The sequence below is a fragment of the Vagococcus carniphilus genome (assembly GCF_014397115.1).
Taxonomy (GTDB): Bacteria; Bacillota; Bacilli; order Lactobacillales; family Vagococcaceae; genus Vagococcus; species Vagococcus carniphilus.
In genome coordinates, this window is record NZ_CP060720.1 from 415,939 (window position 1) to 435,990 (window position 20,052).

At 32.4% G+C, this 20,052-nt stretch carries 21 protein-coding genes and 1 riboswitch; of the genes, 14 read left to right on the top strand and 7 right to left on the bottom strand.

Annotated elements, in window-relative coordinates; genetic code table 11:
* The first annotated feature begins 122 nt into the window (after positions 1-122).
* The 3 genes from H9L18_RS02150 to mtnN all read left to right on the top strand — a co-directional run bounded on the left by H9L18_RS02150 (position 123) and on the right by mtnN (position 2,668).
* A complete protein-coding gene (locus H9L18_RS02150; RefSeq protein ID WP_126793608.1) occupies positions 123-1,340 on the top strand; it encodes an MFS transporter in 1,218 nt (405 codons plus the stop codon).
* A gap of 194 nt (positions 1,341-1,534) precedes the next feature.
* Positions 1,535-1,960 (top strand): hypothetical protein, encoded by a 426-nt coding sequence (locus tag H9L18_RS02155; protein WP_126793610.1) that lies wholly within the window; start codon positions 1,535-1,537, stop codon positions 1,958-1,960.
* 30 nt (positions 1,961-1,990) lie between these two features.
* Positions 1,991-2,668 (top strand): 5'-methylthioadenosine/S-adenosylhomocysteine nucleosidase, encoded by a 678-nt coding sequence (gene mtnN, locus H9L18_RS02160; protein WP_126793612.1) that lies wholly within the window; start codon positions 1,991-1,993, stop codon positions 2,666-2,668.
* Between the two features lie 52 nt (positions 2,669-2,720).
* Here the strand turns inward: mtnN and H9L18_RS02165 are convergent, their stop codons facing one another.
* The 3 genes from H9L18_RS02165 to H9L18_RS02175 form a co-directional block, all read right to left on the bottom strand.
* Positions 2,721-3,578: an AraC family transcriptional regulator gene (locus tag H9L18_RS02165; RefSeq protein ID WP_126793614.1), complete on the bottom strand. Its 858-nt coding sequence runs from the start codon at positions 3,576-3,578 to the stop codon at positions 2,721-2,723.
* Positions 3,579-3,711: 133 nt separating this feature from the next.
* Positions 3,712-4,248, bottom strand: a complete 537-nt coding sequence (locus H9L18_RS02170; RefSeq protein WP_126793616.1) for a hypothetical protein — start codon at positions 4,246-4,248, stop codon at positions 3,712-3,714.
* Positions 4,249-4,371: 123 nt separating this feature from the next.
* Positions 4,372-5,718: an Nramp family divalent metal transporter gene (locus tag H9L18_RS02175; protein ID WP_126793618.1), complete on the bottom strand. Its 1,347-nt coding sequence runs from the start codon at positions 5,716-5,718 to the stop codon at positions 4,372-4,374.
* Between the two features lie 136 nt (positions 5,719-5,854).
* Between H9L18_RS02175 and H9L18_RS02180 the strand changes: the two genes are divergently transcribed.
* From H9L18_RS02180 to H9L18_RS02205, 6 genes are all read left to right on the top strand, one after another.
* The gene (locus tag H9L18_RS02180) at positions 5,855-6,124 is read left to right on the top strand and encodes a GNAT family N-acetyltransferase (protein ID WP_126793620.1); all 270 of its coding nucleotides are present in this window, start codon (positions 5,855-5,857) and stop codon (positions 6,122-6,124) included.
* Between the two features lie 297 nt (positions 6,125-6,421).
* On the top strand, positions 6,422-8,431 hold the full coding sequence (gene metG / locus H9L18_RS02185) for a methionine--tRNA ligase (RefSeq protein WP_126793622.1): 2,010 nt from the start codon (positions 6,422-6,424) through the stop codon (positions 8,429-8,431).
* Positions 8,432-8,513: 82 nt separating this feature from the next.
* Positions 8,514-9,284, top strand: a complete 771-nt coding sequence (locus H9L18_RS02190; RefSeq protein WP_126793624.1) for a TatD family hydrolase — start codon at positions 8,514-8,516, stop codon at positions 9,282-9,284.
* Positions 9,284-9,862, top strand: coding sequence for a ribonuclease M5 (gene rnmV, locus H9L18_RS02195; protein ID WP_126793626.1), 579 nt, complete (start codon positions 9,284-9,286; stop codon positions 9,860-9,862). Before H9L18_RS02190 ends, rnmV begins: the two co-directional genes overlap by 1 nt.
* Positions 9,855-10,739: a 16S rRNA (adenine(1518)-N(6)/adenine(1519)-N(6))-dimethyltransferase RsmA gene (rsmA, locus tag H9L18_RS02200; RefSeq protein WP_126793628.1), complete on the top strand. Its 885-nt coding sequence runs from the start codon at positions 9,855-9,857 to the stop codon at positions 10,737-10,739. The genes rnmV and rsmA overlap by 8 nt, the downstream gene beginning before the upstream one ends.
* Positions 10,740-10,816: 77 nt before the next feature.
* Entirely contained in the window at positions 10,817-11,398 is a 582-nt protein-coding gene (locus tag H9L18_RS02205; protein WP_126793630.1) for a hypothetical protein, read from the top strand.
* 72 nt (positions 11,399-11,470) lie between these two features.
* Here the strand turns inward: H9L18_RS02205 and H9L18_RS02210 are convergent, their stop codons facing one another.
* Positions 11,471-12,577, bottom strand: coding sequence for an ABC transporter ATP-binding protein (locus H9L18_RS02210; protein ID WP_126793632.1), 1,107 nt, complete (start codon positions 12,575-12,577; stop codon positions 11,471-11,473).
* A gap of 127 nt (positions 12,578-12,704) precedes the next feature.
* Here H9L18_RS02210 and H9L18_RS02215 point away from each other — a divergent pair, with 127 nt between their 5' ends.
* Both H9L18_RS02215 and H9L18_RS02220 read left to right on the top strand, forming a co-directional pair.
* Entirely contained in the window at positions 12,705-13,091 is a 387-nt protein-coding gene (locus H9L18_RS02215; RefSeq protein WP_126793634.1) for a methylglyoxal synthase, read from the top strand.
* A 52-nt stretch (positions 13,092-13,143) separates the two neighbouring features.
* Positions 13,144-13,248: riboswitch (THF riboswitch) on the top strand.
* A gap of 40 nt (positions 13,249-13,288) precedes the next feature.
* Positions 13,289-13,813, top strand: a complete 525-nt coding sequence (locus H9L18_RS02220) for a folate family ECF transporter S component (protein ID WP_126793636.1) — start codon at positions 13,289-13,291, stop codon at positions 13,811-13,813.
* Positions 13,814-13,851: 38 nt separating this feature from the next.
* Here the strand turns inward: H9L18_RS02220 and H9L18_RS02225 are convergent, their stop codons facing one another.
* On the bottom strand, positions 13,852-14,586 hold the full coding sequence (locus H9L18_RS02225; RefSeq protein ID WP_126793638.1) for an SDR family oxidoreductase: 735 nt from the start codon (positions 14,584-14,586) through the stop codon (positions 13,852-13,854).
* Between the two features lie 82 nt (positions 14,587-14,668).
* Between H9L18_RS02225 and H9L18_RS02230 the strand changes: the two genes are divergently transcribed.
* Genes H9L18_RS02230 through H9L18_RS02240 form a run of 3 tightly spaced genes read left to right on the top strand, consistent with a single transcriptional unit; the run spans position 14,669 to position 16,425 of the window.
* The gene (locus tag H9L18_RS02230) at positions 14,669-15,157 is read left to right on the top strand and encodes a MerR family transcriptional regulator (protein ID WP_185847469.1); all 489 of its coding nucleotides are present in this window, start codon (positions 14,669-14,671) and stop codon (positions 15,155-15,157) included.
* Between the two features lie 23 nt (positions 15,158-15,180).
* On the top strand, positions 15,181-15,879 hold the full coding sequence (locus H9L18_RS02235) for a YjjG family noncanonical pyrimidine nucleotidase (RefSeq protein WP_126793642.1): 699 nt from the start codon (positions 15,181-15,183) through the stop codon (positions 15,877-15,879).
* Between the two features lie 60 nt (positions 15,880-15,939).
* On the top strand, positions 15,940-16,425 hold the full coding sequence (locus H9L18_RS02240) for an LURP-one-related/scramblase family protein (RefSeq protein ID WP_187559355.1): 486 nt from the start codon (positions 15,940-15,942) through the stop codon (positions 16,423-16,425).
* Between the two features lie 73 nt (positions 16,426-16,498).
* Here H9L18_RS02240 and H9L18_RS02245 read toward each other — a convergent pair whose 3' ends face one another.
* Both H9L18_RS02245 and H9L18_RS02250 read right to left on the bottom strand, forming a co-directional pair.
* Positions 16,499-18,244, bottom strand: a complete 1,746-nt coding sequence (locus tag H9L18_RS02245; RefSeq protein WP_126793646.1) for an ABC transporter ATP-binding protein — start codon at positions 18,242-18,244, stop codon at positions 16,499-16,501.
* Positions 18,245-18,248: 4 nt separating this feature from the next.
* Positions 18,249-19,976, bottom strand: a complete 1,728-nt coding sequence (locus H9L18_RS02250) for an ABC transporter ATP-binding protein (RefSeq protein ID WP_126793829.1) — start codon at positions 19,974-19,976, stop codon at positions 18,249-18,251.
* Between the last annotated feature and the right edge of the window lie 76 nt (positions 19,977-20,052).

Genomic DNA, 20,052 nt, shown 5'->3' on the forward strand with positions numbered 1-20,052 from the left:
TCTGAACAAGGAGAGGTAGTAAATATGTAGAAGAGTGAAGAGTTTTATTAAATTGATAGAAATTATTACGAATGTAATGAATCTCAAAAAGATATATTAAATGAATGTAAAGTGGTGATTGTTTGAAAAATAAACTTTATATGCAGTGGAGGTCGTTAGAGTGGATTAGCCTATTAGGGGATAGCCTTTATTATCTGGCTTTATTGTCATATGCGAGTAAGTTATCTAATCCTTCTCTAGCAGTTATGATTGTCAGTATTTCTGAAACAATTCCTAATTTTTTTCAAATTTTATTAGGTGTTTTAGCTGATTCAACTAGGCAAAGAACTAAACGTTTTTTTCAATCTGGTATAGTCAGGGGAATGATTTATGCCATAATTGGATTAATTATTATGTTTACAGATTCTATCTATGCCATTTTTTTTATAGGTATTTTAAATTCGGTAAGTGACCTATTTGGGAGATATGTTTCTTTATGTATTGATCCTTTTATAAAATTTATAGTTTCAGAAGAAAATTTGGAAAAAGCATTATCTATAAATTTTGTAGTTAGAAGTAGTATTAGTATGTTTGCAAACTTTTTAGGAGTAATTCTTATTAGCATAGTAGGTATTTTTCAATTAGCTTTTATAAATGCGGCTACCTTTTTTATTGTATCAATAGGAATTAGTGTAATTCATCCTAAGTTAGAAAAAATAGAATTAGAAATTGAGTCTCAAAAGTATAATAGTGTAAAAGATGTCTTTTCTTATGTTATTTCATCATTAAAAAAACTTCTTGAAATTAAGAAAATGAGAACTCTATTTATTATTGCAGCAGGGTTAAATAGTGTTGCTGTTACAATTGTTCCGATTAGTACGATAGCTTTATCTTATAACTCTGAATATACAATTATTAATATTTCATTTTCTATAGCAATGATACAAGCTCTTATTATGGTTAGTGGTATTGTTGGTAGTTGGGTAGGTGCCAATTATCTAAAAAAAATACCTACAAAAACGCTATTATTCACATCATTCTTAGGTAACTTATTATATGTAGCAATGCTTTTTATAGATCAGTTATGGTTAGGTATAGTAGTGTTGTTAATGTCAATATTTACAACAAGTATATTTAATTTAAGATTTAGTTCAGAAATAATAAAAAGTACATCTGCCGAACAGATGGGAACAATTTATGCCTGTATGGATAGCTTTTTTCTAGTAGTTCCATCAATCATATCAATGATATTTATGGGAATAGCTAATATAAGTTTGGTCTGCTACATATTTGTAATTGCTATTTTTTGTTTGCTTTATATGCTATTTATACTAACTAAAGAAAAAAGCGTATATTTTTAGTAAGGTTATTCATCTAGAGATTATTTCCTCTATAAATACTTCTTAACTTTATTTAATTCTCATCAATCGTAAACTATTCAGAGTAATGATAACAGTGGCTCTTGTGTCATCAATGATAAAAAAGAAAAACTCCTACTAGGATGACATTTGAATGATATAATGAATAAAAGTAGTGTTTTAAGGAGGTAGAATAAGTGTACTCATTTAAAACAAATCCAAAGAATAAAAGAAAAATTATTTTTCTAGCTATAATCTATTTGGTAATTATAATATTTTTTATCGACCCAATAACTGACAAAGGAGAATTATTAATAACTAGTATTCTTTGTATCATGCCCTTTTTATTTCTCTATTTGGAAGGAAAAGCCACTTTCACTGTTACTGAGGATAGTTACATTTATAATTATTTTGGAGAAAAAATATTTTCAAAAGATAAATATAAATTAAGAGCAGGTGGACTCACTGTAAGAGGTTTTGGTGATAAAGCTGAGACTTGTTACCAACTACGAATCATTCACAACGATTCGTATGAAATGGCTCAGGAAATAAAAATGTCAATGGAATATACTGAATATACTAAACATTGTTTAGCGTTAAAAAGAATAGGTGAATTTAAATAGTTAAGCTGATTAAGAGAAAGGAAAGTAAAGATGAAAATAGGTGTTGTTACGGCTATGCCAATAGAGCTGGCTTATATTTTAGAGCAAGTGACGGTTAAAGAAGAGATAAAAATGAACCGTAATACTTTTTATGTAGCTGAATATGAAGGTAATGAATTAGTTATGGTAACAAGTGGTGTTAGTAAAACAAATGCTGTCACCTATACACAAATGCTGATTGATCATTTTAAACCGGCTTGTGTGTTTAACTTGGGAATTGCTGGTGGCTTGAAACAAGGATTAAAACCAGCAGATATTGTGGTTGGTGAATTTTATAGCCATCATGATGTCAAAATTAACCAAATGGAAGAGCTATTTCCTTATATATCAAAATTTGAAACAAACGAATTGTTGTTAGATTTTGTATCAGAAAATATGGAAGAAGTCATTAAAGGTGGAATTGTTTCAGGGGAGCGTTTTGTAGAAAGTAATGAGCAAAGAGATCAAATTATTAGAGATTTTGAGGCTTCGGCAGTAGATATGGAATCAAGTGCAATTGCTCATTGTTGTTACATTAATCAATTACCATTTATGGCAATCAGAGGTATTTCTGATTTAGCAGATGATAGTGCTAAAGATACCTATGATTTTAATGAAAAGTTTGTCAGTGATAAGGTAGGAAAATCTTTCTTGAAGATGATTGCTTTAAAGCAATTAAAAAGTGAATAGAATATACAAAAAAACGGTATCACAGAAGCTTTCGTGATACCGTTTCTTTTTTTTATTCTTCTTTGTTAATAGGAATCCAAATTTCAGTGATGTGATTCTCAGACATCGGATCCATATCTAATGGATAGGATTCAAACTCAGGTAAATTTTTAGGAGAGTAAGGTGTGCTTGGAAAGAAAGATTCATAAATTTCTTGATAGGTTGTTCTAATAGCGTCAGGGACTTTCCCTACAGCTTTAAAAATAACCCAATCAGTTTCTGGTAGTGTGATTGTTTCAAGATTTTCTTGTTTAGTTACTTCCGTCGCATTAACACCAATCAAGTAATTGTAAGCACCATTTTCGCCGGGTAAACAAATACCTAAAACTGTATTTGGACCTGAACTATCTTTTTCTTTAACGACTTGATCAAAAAGACTAGACTCATTGAATTTATCCCAAAATAAGGGGATTTTACTTTGACCTTCATCGACAGAAGTGTAGCTTTCTTTGATACCTGTGACTAAAAATGATTCTTTTTTAATAATTTGATAATTCATTTCAGTTCCTCCTTTAATTTGAACGCGAATCGTAAGCTTTGGAAACAATGTTAATTGATTCATTGTTTTTCGAGCGTTAGAAGGTGAGATTTGGAATAATTGCTGAAAGGCTCTGCTGTAGCTTTCTGAAGACTGATAACCGTATTTGAAAGCAATATCTATAATTTTTGTGTCAGTTTCCTTCAAGTCATAAAAGGATTTGGAAAGGCGCCTTTTTCGAATGTACTCTCCTAGAGAAATACCTGACAAAACTGAAAAAATTTTTTGAAAATTAAATTCTGACATTTGAGAAAGCCGTTCTATTTCCTTCATATCAATGGTATCGGTTAAATGATCTTCAATGTAGTTGATTACTTTAGCAAACTCGTTCATAGTTGTTCCTCTCTTTCTTCTTGAGATTAGTCTATTCCTTTTTTAAAAGAGTTACTTGATGATTCTTGGCAATTTTTGTCGATTAAAAAAGAGGGCGACATAAGAAAAGTCACCCTCTATAAAATTCATTTTTTTATTTACTTTCGAAAACTTTTTTTTCAGGTAAAACATATTCACTTGCATCTTCATTATCAGCAAGTAATGCTTCGTTGAAATCATCGATACTTAAATCAATTTTTCTAGATAAATCAAATACACTATGTAGCACATCATGGAAGTACATTGAGTTACCTTGTTCAAAGTAAGCTTTGTATTCAGGTGATGTGTTGCTATGACCTGTTTCTTCTTGATATTTTTTAGCTTCTTCTAAGTAATAGTTGAAATGTGCTTTTGTGTAATCTGCAAAGTGGTTAAAAATGTTAATGGCTAAAGAAAGATCTGTAAACCAAGTAGCATAATTTTTCTTAGCTAATCCACCTTGAACTTCGATTAATTCAAAGTTTTCATTTCTTAAGTATTGAGTGATTAACATATCAATGTTTAAGCTAATCCCAGTATAAGAAACATCATCAAATTTAAATTCTTTTAAGTCTTCTAATTCTTTTAATAGGCTTTCAGGGGTAAAGTTACGATTTTCCAAACTTTTATACACTTTTTGTTGTTGAAACATGGACTTGTCCTCCAATAATAGTATTTTTATACCTTTATTATAAGCTATCAGCGCTAAAGTACCAAGACTAATTCTAAAAATAAATGCTATTGTTAGCTGAAAATAGCAAAAATTAAGTGAATTTTAAAGAAAAGTAGAAATAATCAAGTAAATATTTAAAATAGTAAGGATGATTGAAATAGCCCAAGCTAAGATAGTTAAGAATTTTTTATTAGTGAAATCCCCCATTAGTTCCTTTTGACTTGTAAAGAGTGTTAAGGGAATAATAGAGATAGGAAGTGCAGCGCTCAAGAAAACTTGAGAATAAATCAATAATTTTTCAACGACTTCCTCTGAATCACCAAATAAAATAATCGCAATCACAACAGGCGTAACAGCTAGTAATCTTGTGATTAGTCTTCTAGCCCATGTTGGAATATGAAGCTTGATAAAGCCTTCCATAATAATTTGTCCAGACAAAGTACCAGTGATAGTGGAATTTTGTCCAGAGGCAAGTAGGGCGACTGCAAAAAGAACACTGAGTAGTGGAGAGGCGATGGCACCGACAATGGCTGAATCAGATAAAGCATGATACAAAGACCCCAGAGTAGATAAAGCTTCTCCGTGCCCAAAGAAAAGAGTTGCTCCTAAAGTAAGTAATAGACAATTAACGATAAAAGCAAAGAATAATTGAATATTAGAGTCCCATTTGGCAAATCTAATAGCTTCTTTGATTTCAGCTGGATTATGACGGTCGTATTGTCTAGATTGGACAATAGAAGAGTGTAAATATAGATTATGTGGCATGACTGTAGCTCCAACAATACCAAGAGCAAGTAGTAACGCACTTTTATCTGTCACCACTTCTTTTTTTGGAATAAAGCCTTGAACTAATTCTGGTAAATTAGGTTGACCTAGAATAACTTCGTACATAAAAATAACAAAAATAGTAGCAATAAGCGTCATGACTATCGCTTCAATTTTTCTAAAGCCTAATTTGGTTAAAGTAAGTAATAGGAAGACATCTAAAACAGTAATGAATACGCCAACTAGAAGTGGAAAACCAAATAATAAATTTAGAGCAACAGCACTACCGATAACTTCGGCAATGTCAGTTGCCATAATAGCTAGTTCATTAACTATCCATAGAAAAATACCCGTTTTTTTCTTTGTGTGAACACGTGTGGCTTGAGCTAAATCCATTCCAGTTACAATACCTAATTTTGCTGACATGTATTGAAGCATCATAGCAATTAAGCTAGAGATTAGAATAACTGATAGTAAGAGATATCCAAATTGAGCGCCCCCAGCAATAGAGGTGACCCAATTACCTGGATCCATATAGCCAACGGCAACAAGAGCACCAGGTCCTGAATAGGCAAGTAGTTTTTTTAGAAAACTAGCATTTTGAGGAATTGAAACAGAATTATTTATTTCAGGTAAACTTAAACCATTAAGCTTATCTTTTAATAAAGTTTGATGTTTGTTCATTGATAAGACACTTCCTTTTTAGGTCTACCTAAATTGTATTTTTCATTAGAAAAAATTGCAAGTATTTAAACTTTGAGTTATTCGATTAATTAGGAGTATAATAAATGAAAATAAATGAGATAGGGAAGTGTGAGTTATGTTCCAAGAAGAAAAAAATAGATTTGTATTAAAAGAAGAGGGAAAAGACGTTGCTGAGATTACTTGGCAAATGAAAGGTTTAAGACATATGGTAGTGGATCATACGTTTGTTGATTCAAGCCAAAGAGGAAAAGGTCTTGCTGAAAAATTGGTTTTAGCTGTAATTGAAAAAGCTAAAAAAGAAGATTTGAAAATTATACCAACGTGTTCTTATGTTGTGAGCTATTTTGATAAACATAAAGAATATAATGATTTAATAGCTAGATAATTTTTTAGAAAATAAAAAAAGACCGTCCAAAGACAGCCTTAGCCTAAAATATGATGTATGAACACCACAAAATTAAATTATAGTGGATTATACTACAAAAAACAACCGAAAATTAAACAAACATCAATAAATTAATGATTATCTAAAAAAATAAGAGATACTTGCGGATACTTTTTAAAGTAACAAGTATTTCTTTTTTTGTTTTACTGAAAAAGGTAAAGAAAATGTGATATAATATTCAGGACTATATGTAAAAATGGGTGTCCTTTTACCCATAAAAATCGAGGAGGTTTACAAATGGAGGAGAAAAAAACATTTTATATAACAACCCCCATTTATTATCCAAGTGGAAAACTACACATTGGTAGTTCCTATACAACAATTGCCTGTGATGCGATGGCTCGCTACAAACGTTTGAAAGGCTTTGATGTTTTTTATCTAACAGGTTTAGATGAACATGGCCAAAAAATTGAGCAAAAAGCTGAACAATTGGGTATAGAACCAAAAGAATACGTTGATGAGATGGCCACTGATGTGAAAAAATTATGGAATTTATTGGATATTGATTACAATAAATTTATTCGTACAACAGACGAATCACACATGCAAACAGTGAAAAAAATCTTCCAACAATTATTAGATCAAGGTGACATCTATTTAGGTGAGTATGAAGGTTGGTACTCTGTTTCTGATGAGGAATATTTTACAGAAAATCAACTAGCAGAAGTTTACCGAGATGCTGAAGGAAAAGTTATCGGTGGAAAAGCACCAAGTGGACATGAAGTAGAGCTTGTTAAAGAACAAAGCTACTTTTTCCGTATGAGTAAATATGCAGATCGTTTACTTGAATATTACGAATCTCACCCTGACTTTATCGAACCTGTTTCTCGTAAAAATGAAATGGTTAATAACTTTATCAAACCTGGATTAGGTGACTTAGCTGTTAGTCGTACTTCTTTTTCATGGGGAATTCCAGTAGATGCAGATCCTAAACATGTTGTTTATGTTTGGATTGACGCACTATCAAACTATATTTCAGCATTAGGTTATGGAACTGATGATGATAGCAACTTTAAAAAATATTGGCCTGCAGATGTGCATATGGTTGGTAAAGAAATTGTTCGTTTCCACACAATTTATTGGCCAATTATGTTAATGGCTTTAGATTTACCTCTGCCTAAGCAAATTTTTGCTCACGGTTGGTTAGTGATGAATGACGGTAAAATGTCTAAATCAAAAGGGAACGTTGTTTACCCTGAAATGTTAGTTAAACGTTATGGGTTAGATGCTTTACGTTATTATTTAATGCGTGCTATTCCTTTTGGATCAGATGGAGTCTTTACACCAGAAGATTTTGTTGCAAGAGTTAACTATGACCTTGCTAATGACTTAGGTAATTTATTAAATCGTACGATTGCCATGATTAATAAATATTGTGATGGTAACGTACCAGCTTACGCTTCTCAAGTAACAGAATTTGATAGCGAATTATCAACAACAGCAGCTGATGTTATTGGTAAATATAATAAAGCAATGGAAAAAATGGAATTTAATGTCGCTTTAAGCGAAATCTGGAAACTAATTTCTCGTGCGAATAAATACATTGATGAAACTGAGCCTTGGGTATTAGCAAGAGATCCTGAGAAAAAAGATTCATTAAATAGTGTGATGGTCCATTTAGCTGAAAGCTTACGTATCTCAGCCATCTTATTACAACCAATTATGACTGAAACACCAAAAGAAATTTTAAATCAGTTAGGCTTAGGAGAAGAAACTCTATCAATGCTAGACATTCGATTTGGAGATTTCCCTAAAGGTACAAAAGTAATTAGTAAAGGTACACCTATTTTCCCTCGTTTAGATATGGAAGTGGAAGTGGCTTACATTAAAGAGCAAATGGCCCAAACAACAAATGCTTCAGAGGAAGAAGATACTTGGAATCCAGAAGAAGTTGAGTTAGTGTCAGTTAAAGAAAAGCAAGTGAAATATGATGATTTTGATAAAGTAGAATTAAAAGTGGCAGAAGTTATTGATTGCCGTAAAGTTAAAGGCGCTGACAAATTACTCCAATTCCGTTTGGATGCTGGAGATAAAGAAGATCGTCAAATTCTTTCAGGAATTGCTGAATTTTATCCAGAACCAACTGAATTGGTTGGGAAAAAAGTTGTCATTGTTGCTAACTTAAAACCTCGTAAAATTAGAGGGCAAGTTAGTCAAGGAATGATTTTATCAGCAGAAAATGAAGACGGACAATTATATGTTGTAGAAGCACCTAAATGTGCGGATAACGGTTCAATTATTGCGTAATCAAAAAACGATTGAAAGATAAGCTTTTGTTCTTTCAGTCGTTTTCTTTTGTGTTAAACTAAAGAAGATTGGAGTGAAACAAATGATATTTGATACTCATACCCATTTGAACGTAGAACAATTTAAAGATGAAATTCCAGAAGTAATAGAAAGAGCAAAAGAACTTGGTGTAACTGAAATGGCGGTTGTAGGGTTTGATACCCCAACAATAGATAAATCATTAGAACTTAGTCAGACTTATAAAGATATTTATAGTATTATCGGCTGGCATCCAACAGAAGCGGGTAGTTATACGAAAGAAATTGAATCACGTTTACAATATCAATTAGAAGAAGAAAAAGTTGTCGCATTAGGTGAGATTGGTCTAGATTATTATTGGATGGAAGATCCTAAAGAAGTTCAAGATAAAATATTTAGAAGACAAATTGCAATTGCAAAAGAGATGAATTTACCGATTAGTATTCATACGAGAGATGCGATTGAAGATACATACAAAATTTTAAAAGAAGAAAAAATTCATGATATCGGTGGCATTATGCATAGCTTCAGCGGAGACGGTGAGTGGGCAAAACGCTTTTTAGACCTAGGTATGCACATTTCTTTTAGTGGTGTTTTAACCTTTAAAAAAGCATTTGAAGTTCATGAGGCAGCTGGGATTGTACCAATGGATAGATTACTAGTTGAAACTGACGCACCATACTTAGCGCCAATGCCATACCGTGGTAAGCGAAACGAGCCAGGATACACACGATATGTTGTTGAAAGAATGGCTGAAATAAGAGAGCTTCCTGTTGAGCAAGTGGCTGAAATAACCCGAAATAACGCTCACCGATTATTTAGGATTGGTGAATAATGACAAAAAAAATAAGAATTGAAGAAATTATTGTAGTGGAAGGTAAGTCAGATACTAAAAGAATACAGCAAGTTGTTGATGCTGATACGATTGAAACAAATGGTTCTGCTTTGAGTGAGGAAACGTTGTCCAAAATAGAGCATGCTGAAGAAATTAGAGGAGTAATTGTTTTTACAGATCCAGATTTTTCAGGGGAAAAAATACGAAAACAAATTACTGAAGCTGTCCCCTCAGCCAAACATGCCTTTATCTCCAGAAAAAAAGGAGAACCTAAACGTCAGGGAAATAGTCTAGGTGTAGAACACGCAAGTAATGAAACCATTTTAGAAGCATTAAGAAATGTCTCAACACCAAGTACAGAGGTATTTGAATCTGAAATTGATACAGAAGATTTGATTCATTTTGGTTTGATAGCTGGAAAATTTGCTAAAAAAAGACGAGAGTTGCTAGGCGAGAAATTAAATATCGGTTATACAAATGGTAAACAATTGAAAAAAAGATTGAAAATGTTTCAAATTAAAAAAGATGTGTTCACTCAAGGAATGAAAGAAATTTTAGAGGATGAAAAAGATGAATGATTATAAAGATATTGCAACACCTAGTCGCACAAAAGAAATCCTAAAAAAATATGGTTTTTCCTTCAAAAAAAGTTTGGGACAAAACTTTTTAACGGAACCGAATATTTTAAGAAATATTGCTAGTACTGCTGAATTAAACGAAACCGATCGAATCATTGAGATTGGACCAGGTATTGGTGCTTTAACAGAGCACTTAGCTAGATCAAATGGAGAGGTTCTAGCTTTTGAAATTGATCAACGCTTAATTGAAGTTCTAGATGATACGATGAGTCCATATAATAATGTCACTGTAGTGAATGAAGATGTTCTAAAAGCAGATGTGAAGCAGATTGCAGAAAGTGTTTTTCAAACAGAAGGTAGTATTAAAGTGGTAGCTAATTTACCATACTATATTACGACACCTATTATGATGCATTTATTGATGTCTGGCTTAGATGTTGAATCAATGGTTGTTATGATGCAAAAAGAAGTAGCAGATCGAATTACAGCTGTTCCAGGAACAAAAGCTTATGGCTCATTATCGATTGCTGTTCAATATTATATGGATGCTGATTTAGCCTTTATTGTACCTAAGACAGCATTTGTGCCACAACCAAACGTGGATTCAGCTATTATCAAATTGCAAAAGAGAACGACACCACTTGTTGATGTAGTAGATGAAGACTTTTTCTTTAAGTTAACTAGATCAGCTTTTACACAAAGAAGAAAAACATTGTGGAATAATTTAATCAGTTATTTTGGAAAAGATGAAGCAACTAAAGAGTGGTTAGAAACATCTCTTAATGAATGTAACATTGACCCTAAACGTCGAGGGGAAACTCTAAGTATTATTGAATTTGGTGAGTTATCAAATCGTTTAATAGCGAATAAAAAATAGTATTTATAAAAAAACGTTCGTTGACATTTCTCTGTGAATTCGATATCATAGTGAAAAAGATGTTGGGGATGAATTAGATGAAAAAAATGTCAGTACAGTCATTAACTTATGCATCGTTACTTATTGCTTTAGGAATTATGATTCCGTTAGTCATGCCAGTTAAAGTTGTTATTGGTCCTGCCTCTTATACTTTAGCAAGTCATGTGCCAGTATTTTTAGCAATGTTCGTATCTCCTTGGGTTGCTGTATTAGTAGCTTTAGGAACAGCATTTGGTTTCTTTTTATCATTACCATTTATTATTGGATTCAGAGCGTTATCACATGTTATTTTTGCTTTTTTCGGAGCTCTTTATTTGTCAAAAAGACCTTCGATAATAGATTCACCAAAAAAAATGATGTTATTTAATGTCGTGATTGGTTTGATACATGCTACTTGTGAGACTTTAGTCGTTACGCTATTTTTCATGACAGGTAAGTTATCAGCAGAAAGTTATACATCAGGATTTTTCATGACTGTCATTGTATTTGTTGGTGTAGGTGGTTTTATTCATAGTTTGATTGATTATGGAATAGCCTTTTCAGTTGCTCAAAAACTAGGAACGAAATTTAAATTTCCAGTTTATTTAAAAGCACAACAATTAAAAAGTAAAAAAGCTTGATTCTTTTTTAGAATCAAGCTTTTTAATTTTCACTTTGTTGGTTAATAAAAAGTGAAAGAGGGAATACTTTTATTATCTGATAACCATTTCTGTTTCTGCATCGAAGAAATGACCTTTATTTAAATTGAAAGCAAGCTCGATACGTTCACCAGGAACATAAGCAGAACGAGCATCTACTTTAGAAATAAATTCAGTTTGACCAGTACGAGTGTAAAGCATTGTTTCAGCACCTAATAATTCAGAAACGACTACTTCAGAGTTAACAACGCTACTTGGTGATGCGTCTTTTACAATTGGTTCACTATGAATATCTTCAGGGCGAATACCAAAAATAACTTCTTTACCAGCATAGCCTTTTTCTCTAAGGACTTTAAATTTACCTTCTGGAACTTCTAGACGTAAGTCATGACCATCTGTGATGTAGCCATCTTCTCCCAAAGTAACATTGAAAAGGTTCATAGCTGGTGAACCGATAAATCCAGCAACGAAAACATTGTTAGGTGTGTCATATACTTCTTTAGGTGTACCGATTTGTTGAATAAAGCCGTCTTTCATAATAACAATACGGTCAGCCATTGTCATCGCTTCAGTTTGATCATGAGTTACATAGATTGTAGTTGTTTCTAAGCGACGGTGTAATTTAGCGATTTCAGCACGCATAGCAACACGTAATTTAGCATCTAAGTTTGATAAAGGCTCATCCATTAAGAATACTTTAGCATCACGAACAATTGCACGACCTAATGCCACACGTTGTCTTTGTCCACCAGACAACGCTGCTGGTTTACGGTCTAGATATTCTGTTAAACCTAAAATATCAGCTGCGTTATCCACGCGTTTTTTGATTTCAGCTTTGTCATATTTACGAAGTTTTAAACCAAAGGCCATATTATCAAATACAGTCATATGTGGATAAAGTGCGTAGTTTTGGAATACCATGGCAATGTCACGGTCTTTAGGAGCTACGTCGTTTACTAAACGATCTCCAATCCATAGTTCACCTTCTGAAATATCTTCAAGACCAGCTACCATACGTAATGTAGTTGATTTACCACAACCAGATGGTCCAACGAATACGATGAATTCTTGATCTTTAATATCTAAGTTAAAGTCGGTTACCGAATAGTTAGGGTTTCCGTCATATTTTTTATGTATGTGTTTTAATGCGATTTCTACCATTTCTAAATTTCCTTCTTTCGCTTCATTTGTTACATAGAGTATAATGGAAAATGTAATACGCTTACAATGTGAAAGGTGACCAATTTTTTATGTCAAAATGACGAAAATTTAAAAAAGGGGAGTTTTTATGAAAATAGCATTGATTGCTCATGATAAAAAGAAGAAAGAAATTATCCGAATTTCAAAAGAATACGAAGAGATTTTATCAAAGCATGAATTATTTGGAACTGGTACAACTGGAACCAAAATTATGAAAGCGACAGATTTGAAGATTCATCTATTTAAATCGGGTCCTTTAGGTGGGGATCAACAAATTGGAGCAAGGGTTTCTGAAGGTGAAATGGATATGATTATTTTTTTAAGAGATCCTTTGACATCACAACCTCATGAACCTGATGTTAATGCGCTAATTCGTTTAAGTGACGTCTATGAAATACCACTTGCTACTAATAAAAGTACGGCTATTTTATTATTTAAAGAACTTGAAAATTTGGCGAAAAATAGACTGTCATAAGCTTTATTGTAATTCAAAAAAAATATGATATAGTTTTAGTGTAAAACAAAAAAACAGAGTAGAAAATAAAGCGTCAAGTGCCAATGGGATGGGATGTTGCCTATTGGACGAAAAGTGCTAATGGAGCACTTGCGACATTATTTTTGCATTCGCTGCATAATGGATGTAGCAACTCTATCTAAAAAGGAGATGCTAGAATGGAGAAACAACGTTTTACTGCTAGAACTATTGCGTTAATGGGGGTATTAATGGCGCTTCGGATTATCTTGTCACAATTTTTATCGATTACAACCGGTTTTGTAAAGATTAGTTTTTTCTTTATCCCAGTTGTGATTATGGCAATTTTATTTGGTCCAATTATTGCTGGATCAGCTAATGCGCTATGTGACTTTATTGGAGCGATGTTGTTTCCAGCAGGAGGATTATACTTCCCTGGATTCACATTAACGGCTTTTTTATCAGGAATTATCTATAGTAGTTTCTATTATAAAAAAGATTTAACCCTAAAACGAATCATAATCGTAAATATTATTGTTACGTTTATTTTGAGTTTACCGCTTAATACACTATGGTTATACATGATGCAAGGAAATGCAGTATTTGCATTTTTACCAGCACGTATCATAAGCTCAAGTATTATGTGTGTGGTTCAAATCTTTATAACGTACGCTATGGTTAATGTTAGCGTGTTCCAAAAACAAATTATTAAGTTTAATGTATAAGATAAAATAAGGATGCTTGCTAATAGCATCCTTATTTTTTATGCTTGTTGCTTAGTAGCGGCAATTGCTATTTCTCTAATTGTTACTTCTTGAGGCATATCATAGATAAATTTAATGGTTTCAGCAACTTTTTCAGGATCTAAAGTTAATCCTCCCATACTATCCTTCCAAGCAAGATAATCATCAAGTGATTTTTCATTAGTTACATGTGTCAGTAATTCTGTTTCAGCAGCGCCAGGAGATACTAGTGAGATACGAACATTTGAGTTAGCTACTTCCTGACGGACTGTTTCAGTCAATCCGTGTACTCCAAATTTACTTGCGCCATATGCAGCATGATCAGTAAAGGCTTTAAAACCAGCAATAGAAGAAATGTTAATGATTGTTCCGCTGTTTCTACTTGTCATATCTTCTAAAACGATTTTCATTCCATTTAAGACGCCAATAATATTTGTTTGTAACATTTTCTGCCACTCATCTTCAGATTGTGTTACGATATTTCCAAGTAACATAATACCTGCATTATTTACAAGTAAATCTGTGGGGCCATAAATAGCTTCTGCCTTTTTGATAGCTTGTTTAAATTCTTGACTGTTTGAGACATCAACTTGCTCAATTAAAACATTGTTAAAATCTAAAGGTAACTCTTTTATTTTTTCAATTCGACGAGCAAGAAGCAGTAATGGGTAACCTGCTTGATTAAATAGTTGAGCTGTTTTAGCACCAAAGCCTGAGCTGGCACCTGTAATAACAATTAATGGTTTGTTTGCCATTGTTAAACACATCCTTCATTTGTAATATGTGATGAGAATAAACCTTGGAGTTAACTCCAAGTCAAGGGAAAAGAGGAAAAAAATGTATTCAATTGGTGAAGTGTCAAAATTAACCCATATTTCTGCAGATACATTAAGGTATTACGATAAAATAGGGCTCATCCCATTTGTTAAAAGAAATGATTCAGGGCATCGGATTTTTAGTGAGTCAGATTTAAAATATTTAGAAGTGATTCAATGTTTAAAGTTATCTGATGTACCAGTGAAAGAAATTGGTCAGTTTGTTGAATGGACAATGGAGGGGGATTCGACTTTAGAAAAAAGAAAACTTTTTTTTACAGAAAAAGAATTAGAATTAGAGAAGAAGATCGCTTCTCTAGAGACGATGTTATCTTTTTTAAAATGGAAGAAATGGTACTATGAAACAGCTTGTCATGCAGGAGAAGAAAAAATTCATTTTATAGAGGGAACAAAAGAATTGAATCCAGAGGTTCTAACCCATTATAATGAATTACAAAGTGAAGAAAAAAGAAAAGTGAGTCAAACGCCACATCATTTTAAATCACATTAAATTAAGGTAAATGAGGGGAAATTATGAAGACATACAAATATATTATTTTTGATTTAGATAATACATTATTAAATTTTACAAAATCAGAACATTACGCTTTACAGGATTTATTTGCTAAATATGGAGTTATATTTAACGAGGAAAATTTTTCAACGTATAAAGAAATTAATCATGAATTATGGTCAAAACTAGAAGAAGGTACTATTCAGAAAGCTGCTGTATTAGAAACACGATTTGCTAGATTTTTTGCTGCTCAAGGTCTTCAAGTAGATGGAAAAAAAGCTGATGATGAATATCGTCAATTTTTAGAAGGTCGAAATGATTTAATAGATGGAGCTTACGAGTTACTCGACTATTTAACTGAGGAAGGATACATTCTGTTTGCTGGAACTAATGGAGTAGGAAGAACTCAAAGACAACGTTTAAAAAATGCAGAAATGACTCATTACTTTAAAGAGCTTTACATTTCAGAAGAAGTTGGGTTTGAAAAACCAGATGTTCGCTTTTTTGATACTATTTTCACTCAAGAAAATATTAAAGATCTTTCAAAAGTATTAATGATAGGAGATAGTTTGAGTTCGGATATTAGAGGAGCTAATCGAGTGGGAATTGACTCTATTTGGTTGAATTTGTATTCGGATAAATCGGTAGAAGATAAACCGACTTATGAGTGCCTCTCTTTGAAAAAAATAAAAGAGTTAATGAATAATAATAATTTATAATGATTATTATTCTAATAACTAGTATAATGTTATATATAATAAAAAAAAGGGAGTGGCTTAGTGAGACAACTTTTTATGAAGCGAAAGGTATCTAACCCAAGCGAAACATTCACTGTGACAAACCGTAATGAAAAAGACGTATACGGAGTGTCAGTAAACTCGGTTGAAAACTCTCAGCTAATTACAATACATAAATCTGAAAATCAACAAGTGGCTATGGTCACAAAGGAACAATCAAATGATGGATCAACATTTATAGTTGAAGTTGATAATAAAAAAGTATTTATTATTGAAAAGGGACTAGTTCAAGGAACGTCAAAGTATATTGCTACTAGTGATGAGTTAACAATTGATGGAGACTTATTTGGTATGTCCTTTAATGTTATGTTGGGCTATCGTAAAGTGGCTAAAGTTAGAAAACGTTGGACATCTATAGGAGATTCATATGAAATAACTATTTTTGAAGATGATAATGAAGCTAGTCTAGTAGGCCTTGTAACGACACTTGATTACATCAAATCAAATGAACAATTAGAAATTGCTTAAAGATAAGTTTGTATGAAGATACATTTCGCAAAAAAAAGCATCAAAGCTGGTAAACGGCCTTGATGCTTTTTTATTATAAATGTTTAAATTGTGCATGATAAAGAGTGTAGTAAAAACCATTTTTAATTTTAAGGAGTTCGTCATGGGAACCAATTTCGACGACTTCACCAGCTTCCATAACAAGAATAGTGTCTGCTTCTCTTATAGTTGATAGACGATGAGCAATAACAAAGCTTGTTTTATCTTTCATCATGTTTAAAAAGGCATCTTGAATGAGTTGTTCTGTTAACGTATCGACTGAACTAGTAGCTTCATCTAAAATCAACATTTTAGGTTGGCTAATCATTGTTCTAGCAATCGTTAGAAGTTGTTTTTGACCATCAGAAATACTTAAACCTCGTTGGCCTAATTGTGTTTCAAAACCATCAGGTAAAGTAGTGATAAAGTGATAGATGGAGGCATCTTTACAAGCTGTGATAACTTCTTCTTTTGTTGCATTGGGATTTCCAAAAGTTAAATTTTCCCAAATAGTACCTTGGAACAACCATGTTTCTTGAAGAACCATACCAAAAGATTGGCGAAGCGTATCTCTTGGTATTTCTTTAATAGGTACATTATCTATCAAAATTTCTCCTGAAGTCACTTCATAAAAACGCATTAAAAGGTTAACTAGTGTTGATTTACCAGCGCCAGTCTTTCCAACAATTGCAATTGTTTTACCAGGTTCAACGAGTAAATTAAAATTCTCTATTAAAGGTGTTTCTTTTTGATAGGAGAAGGCAACTTCTTTAAATTCAATTTTACCTTCTTCAATAATTGCATCAGTTTTTTCATTGGAATAAATTTTTTCCTCAGGTTCATCCATTAACTGAAAAATTCGACTTAATCCAGCTAAAGCAGTTTGAATTTGAGGAGTAATTCCAGATAATTCAATAAATGGCTTTGAGAATTGACTGGAGTAAATGATAAAACTAGTGATAATTCCAATTGTGATATTTCCAATTTGATTAATAATAAGAACACCACTAACAACACCAATTGCTAAATAACCCAAATGATCAACAAACCTAGAAAGGGGATTGGTTAAAGAAGAAATGAACTGAGCTTTTTCTCCGACTTTTTGAAGTGTTGCATTTTGATTACTAAATTGTTCGTAAGATTTTTCTTCACCTTGAAACGCCTTAATTACCTTTTGGCCTTCAATTGTTTCAGATAAAAAACCGGAGAGATCTCCAACTATTTTTTGTTGTTTTTGAAATTGTTTTTGGCTACCTTGAGCTACTAACCAATTAACAAGGAAAATAAAACCAGTTGTTGTTAAAACTAGTAGTGTCAAAATTGGGCTTAAGAAAAACATACTGATAAGAGAAATAATGACAATAGTCATTCCAGAAAAAATAGTATTAAAAATCGCCACGCAAGCTTCAGAAACAAAATCTAAATCATTGGTAAATCGGCTCATAATATCTCCGTGAGCTGTTTGATCGTAAAATTTTAGTGGTAACTTATTTAAATGGGTAAACGCATCTTTTCTTAGATGAGCAATAGAAAAATAAGCAACTCGATTAGCTAAACGTTGAATCAACCACTGTGAAAGAGTTGTGGTAAGAGTAATACCGATTAAAAGAATTAGGATGGACATCAAAGATTTTAGTTTGACTTCATGAATGCTTACCATAGTGTCAATTGCTTTCCCAATATAAAAAGTCATCATCACAGCAGAAGTGCCATTAATTAAACCTAAAAGAGCTGCTAAAATAATTTCTTTTTTTAAATCAGTGAGGTAAGGTAAAAAACGCTGAATATTTCTTTTAGACATAATCTTATTCTACCTCTCTTTCTTTTTGAGAATTGACAATATCTCTATAGGTTCTGGAGTTTCCTAGTAATCTTTCATGAGAATCGTAACCAACTTGTTTTCCGTTTTTTAAGACTAAAATATTGTCTGCATTTTTAACAGAAGAAACACGTTGAGAGATAATAATGACAGTTGTTTTTGTCATTTTTTCTTTGAGTGCTTGTCTAATTAATAAATCGGTTTGATAATCAAGAGCACTTAAAGAATCATCCATTATAAGTAAATCTGGACGCTTGATAAGAGCACGAGCAATACTTAGACGCTGCTTTTGACCACCAGAAAAGTTTTTACCGTTGGCGAAAACCTCTGAATCTAATTTGTCTGGCAGAGACATAACGAATTCTAAACATTGAGCCATATCTAAAGCTTCATAGCATTCTTCTTCGGTGGCGTCGGGTTTTCCAAGTAATAAATTACTACGAATTGTTCCACTGAAAAGAGTACTTTTTTGAGGAACAGTAGCAATATGTTGACGTAGTTGCCCTGTTTTAAAAGAATTAACAGATTGATTATTAAGTAAAATAGTTCCTTCATTTGTTGAATAAAAATGTGGGATTAATTGAATTAAGGTAGACTTACCACTACCTGTGGGTCCAATAATTCCTAGAGTCTGATTTTTCTTCAAATTAAAATTAATATCTTCTAAAGCATAACCACTTTTTTCAGTGTACTTAAATGAGACATGTTGAAAAGATAACAGAGTTTCTTCATTCCAGGGTAATTCATTTTCAATAGGAGTTGTCTCGATTTCTGGTTGTGTTTGAAATACTTCTTCTACACGATTAGCAGAAGCGAAAGCACGAGTGAAAATAACAACTAAATTTGCGACAACAATTAGAGCGAGTAACATTTGTGTCATATAGTTAATGAGTGCTAGAACTTGCCCAGTTTGAAGATAGCCAGTATTAACGCGAATGCCACCAAAATAGAGAATGAAAATAATAGAGAAATTCATAATAAGAATAGTTGTTGGTGATAATAAAGCAGATAGATTTGTCACATTATTATAAGCTTGAGCTAAATCATCACTAACTTCACCAAAGTTTTCTACATCTTTTTCTTTTTTTGAGAAGGCGCGAATGACACGAACACCGCTTAAATTTTCTGAGACAACTAAGTTAAGATGATCAATTTTTTGTTGTACTTTTTTATATAAAGGTACTGTCTTTTTCATGATGAAAAAGAGAATTAAAGAAAAAACAGGGATTGTGATTAAGAAAATAAATCCCATTTGTGTATCAATATAAAAAGCCATAATAATGGAGCCAATGCTTAAAAAGGGAGCTCGAATGACTAAGCGAATTAGCATAGCTAAAGCTAATTGAAGCTGATTGATATCGCTTGTGGCTCGAGTAATAAGTGTGGCTGAGCCAAAGGAATCAATTTCACGATGGGAAAATTGGTTAATCTTTTTCATCATTTCATTTCGAAGTTCGGTTCCAAACCCTTGAGAAGCAATAGAGGAATAGTATTGGCAAATCATGACACAAATTAATCCAACGATAGACATAATCAGCATGTAAATACCCATTTTAATGGTATAAGCTAAATCGTTTTGTCTGATTCCTTGATCAATCAGTTTTGCCATATAAAAAGGAAGAAATAACTCGAGGATGGCCTCAAGTAATTTAAAGAATGGTCCTAAAATTAATTGTTTTTTATATTTGCTTGCATAGCTCATAAGAGACAGCACAGAATCATCTTCTTTCATTTTTATTGAATACCCACATTGTACGATAAGAGCGCTTGTTTTTAAAGTTAAGTTAAAA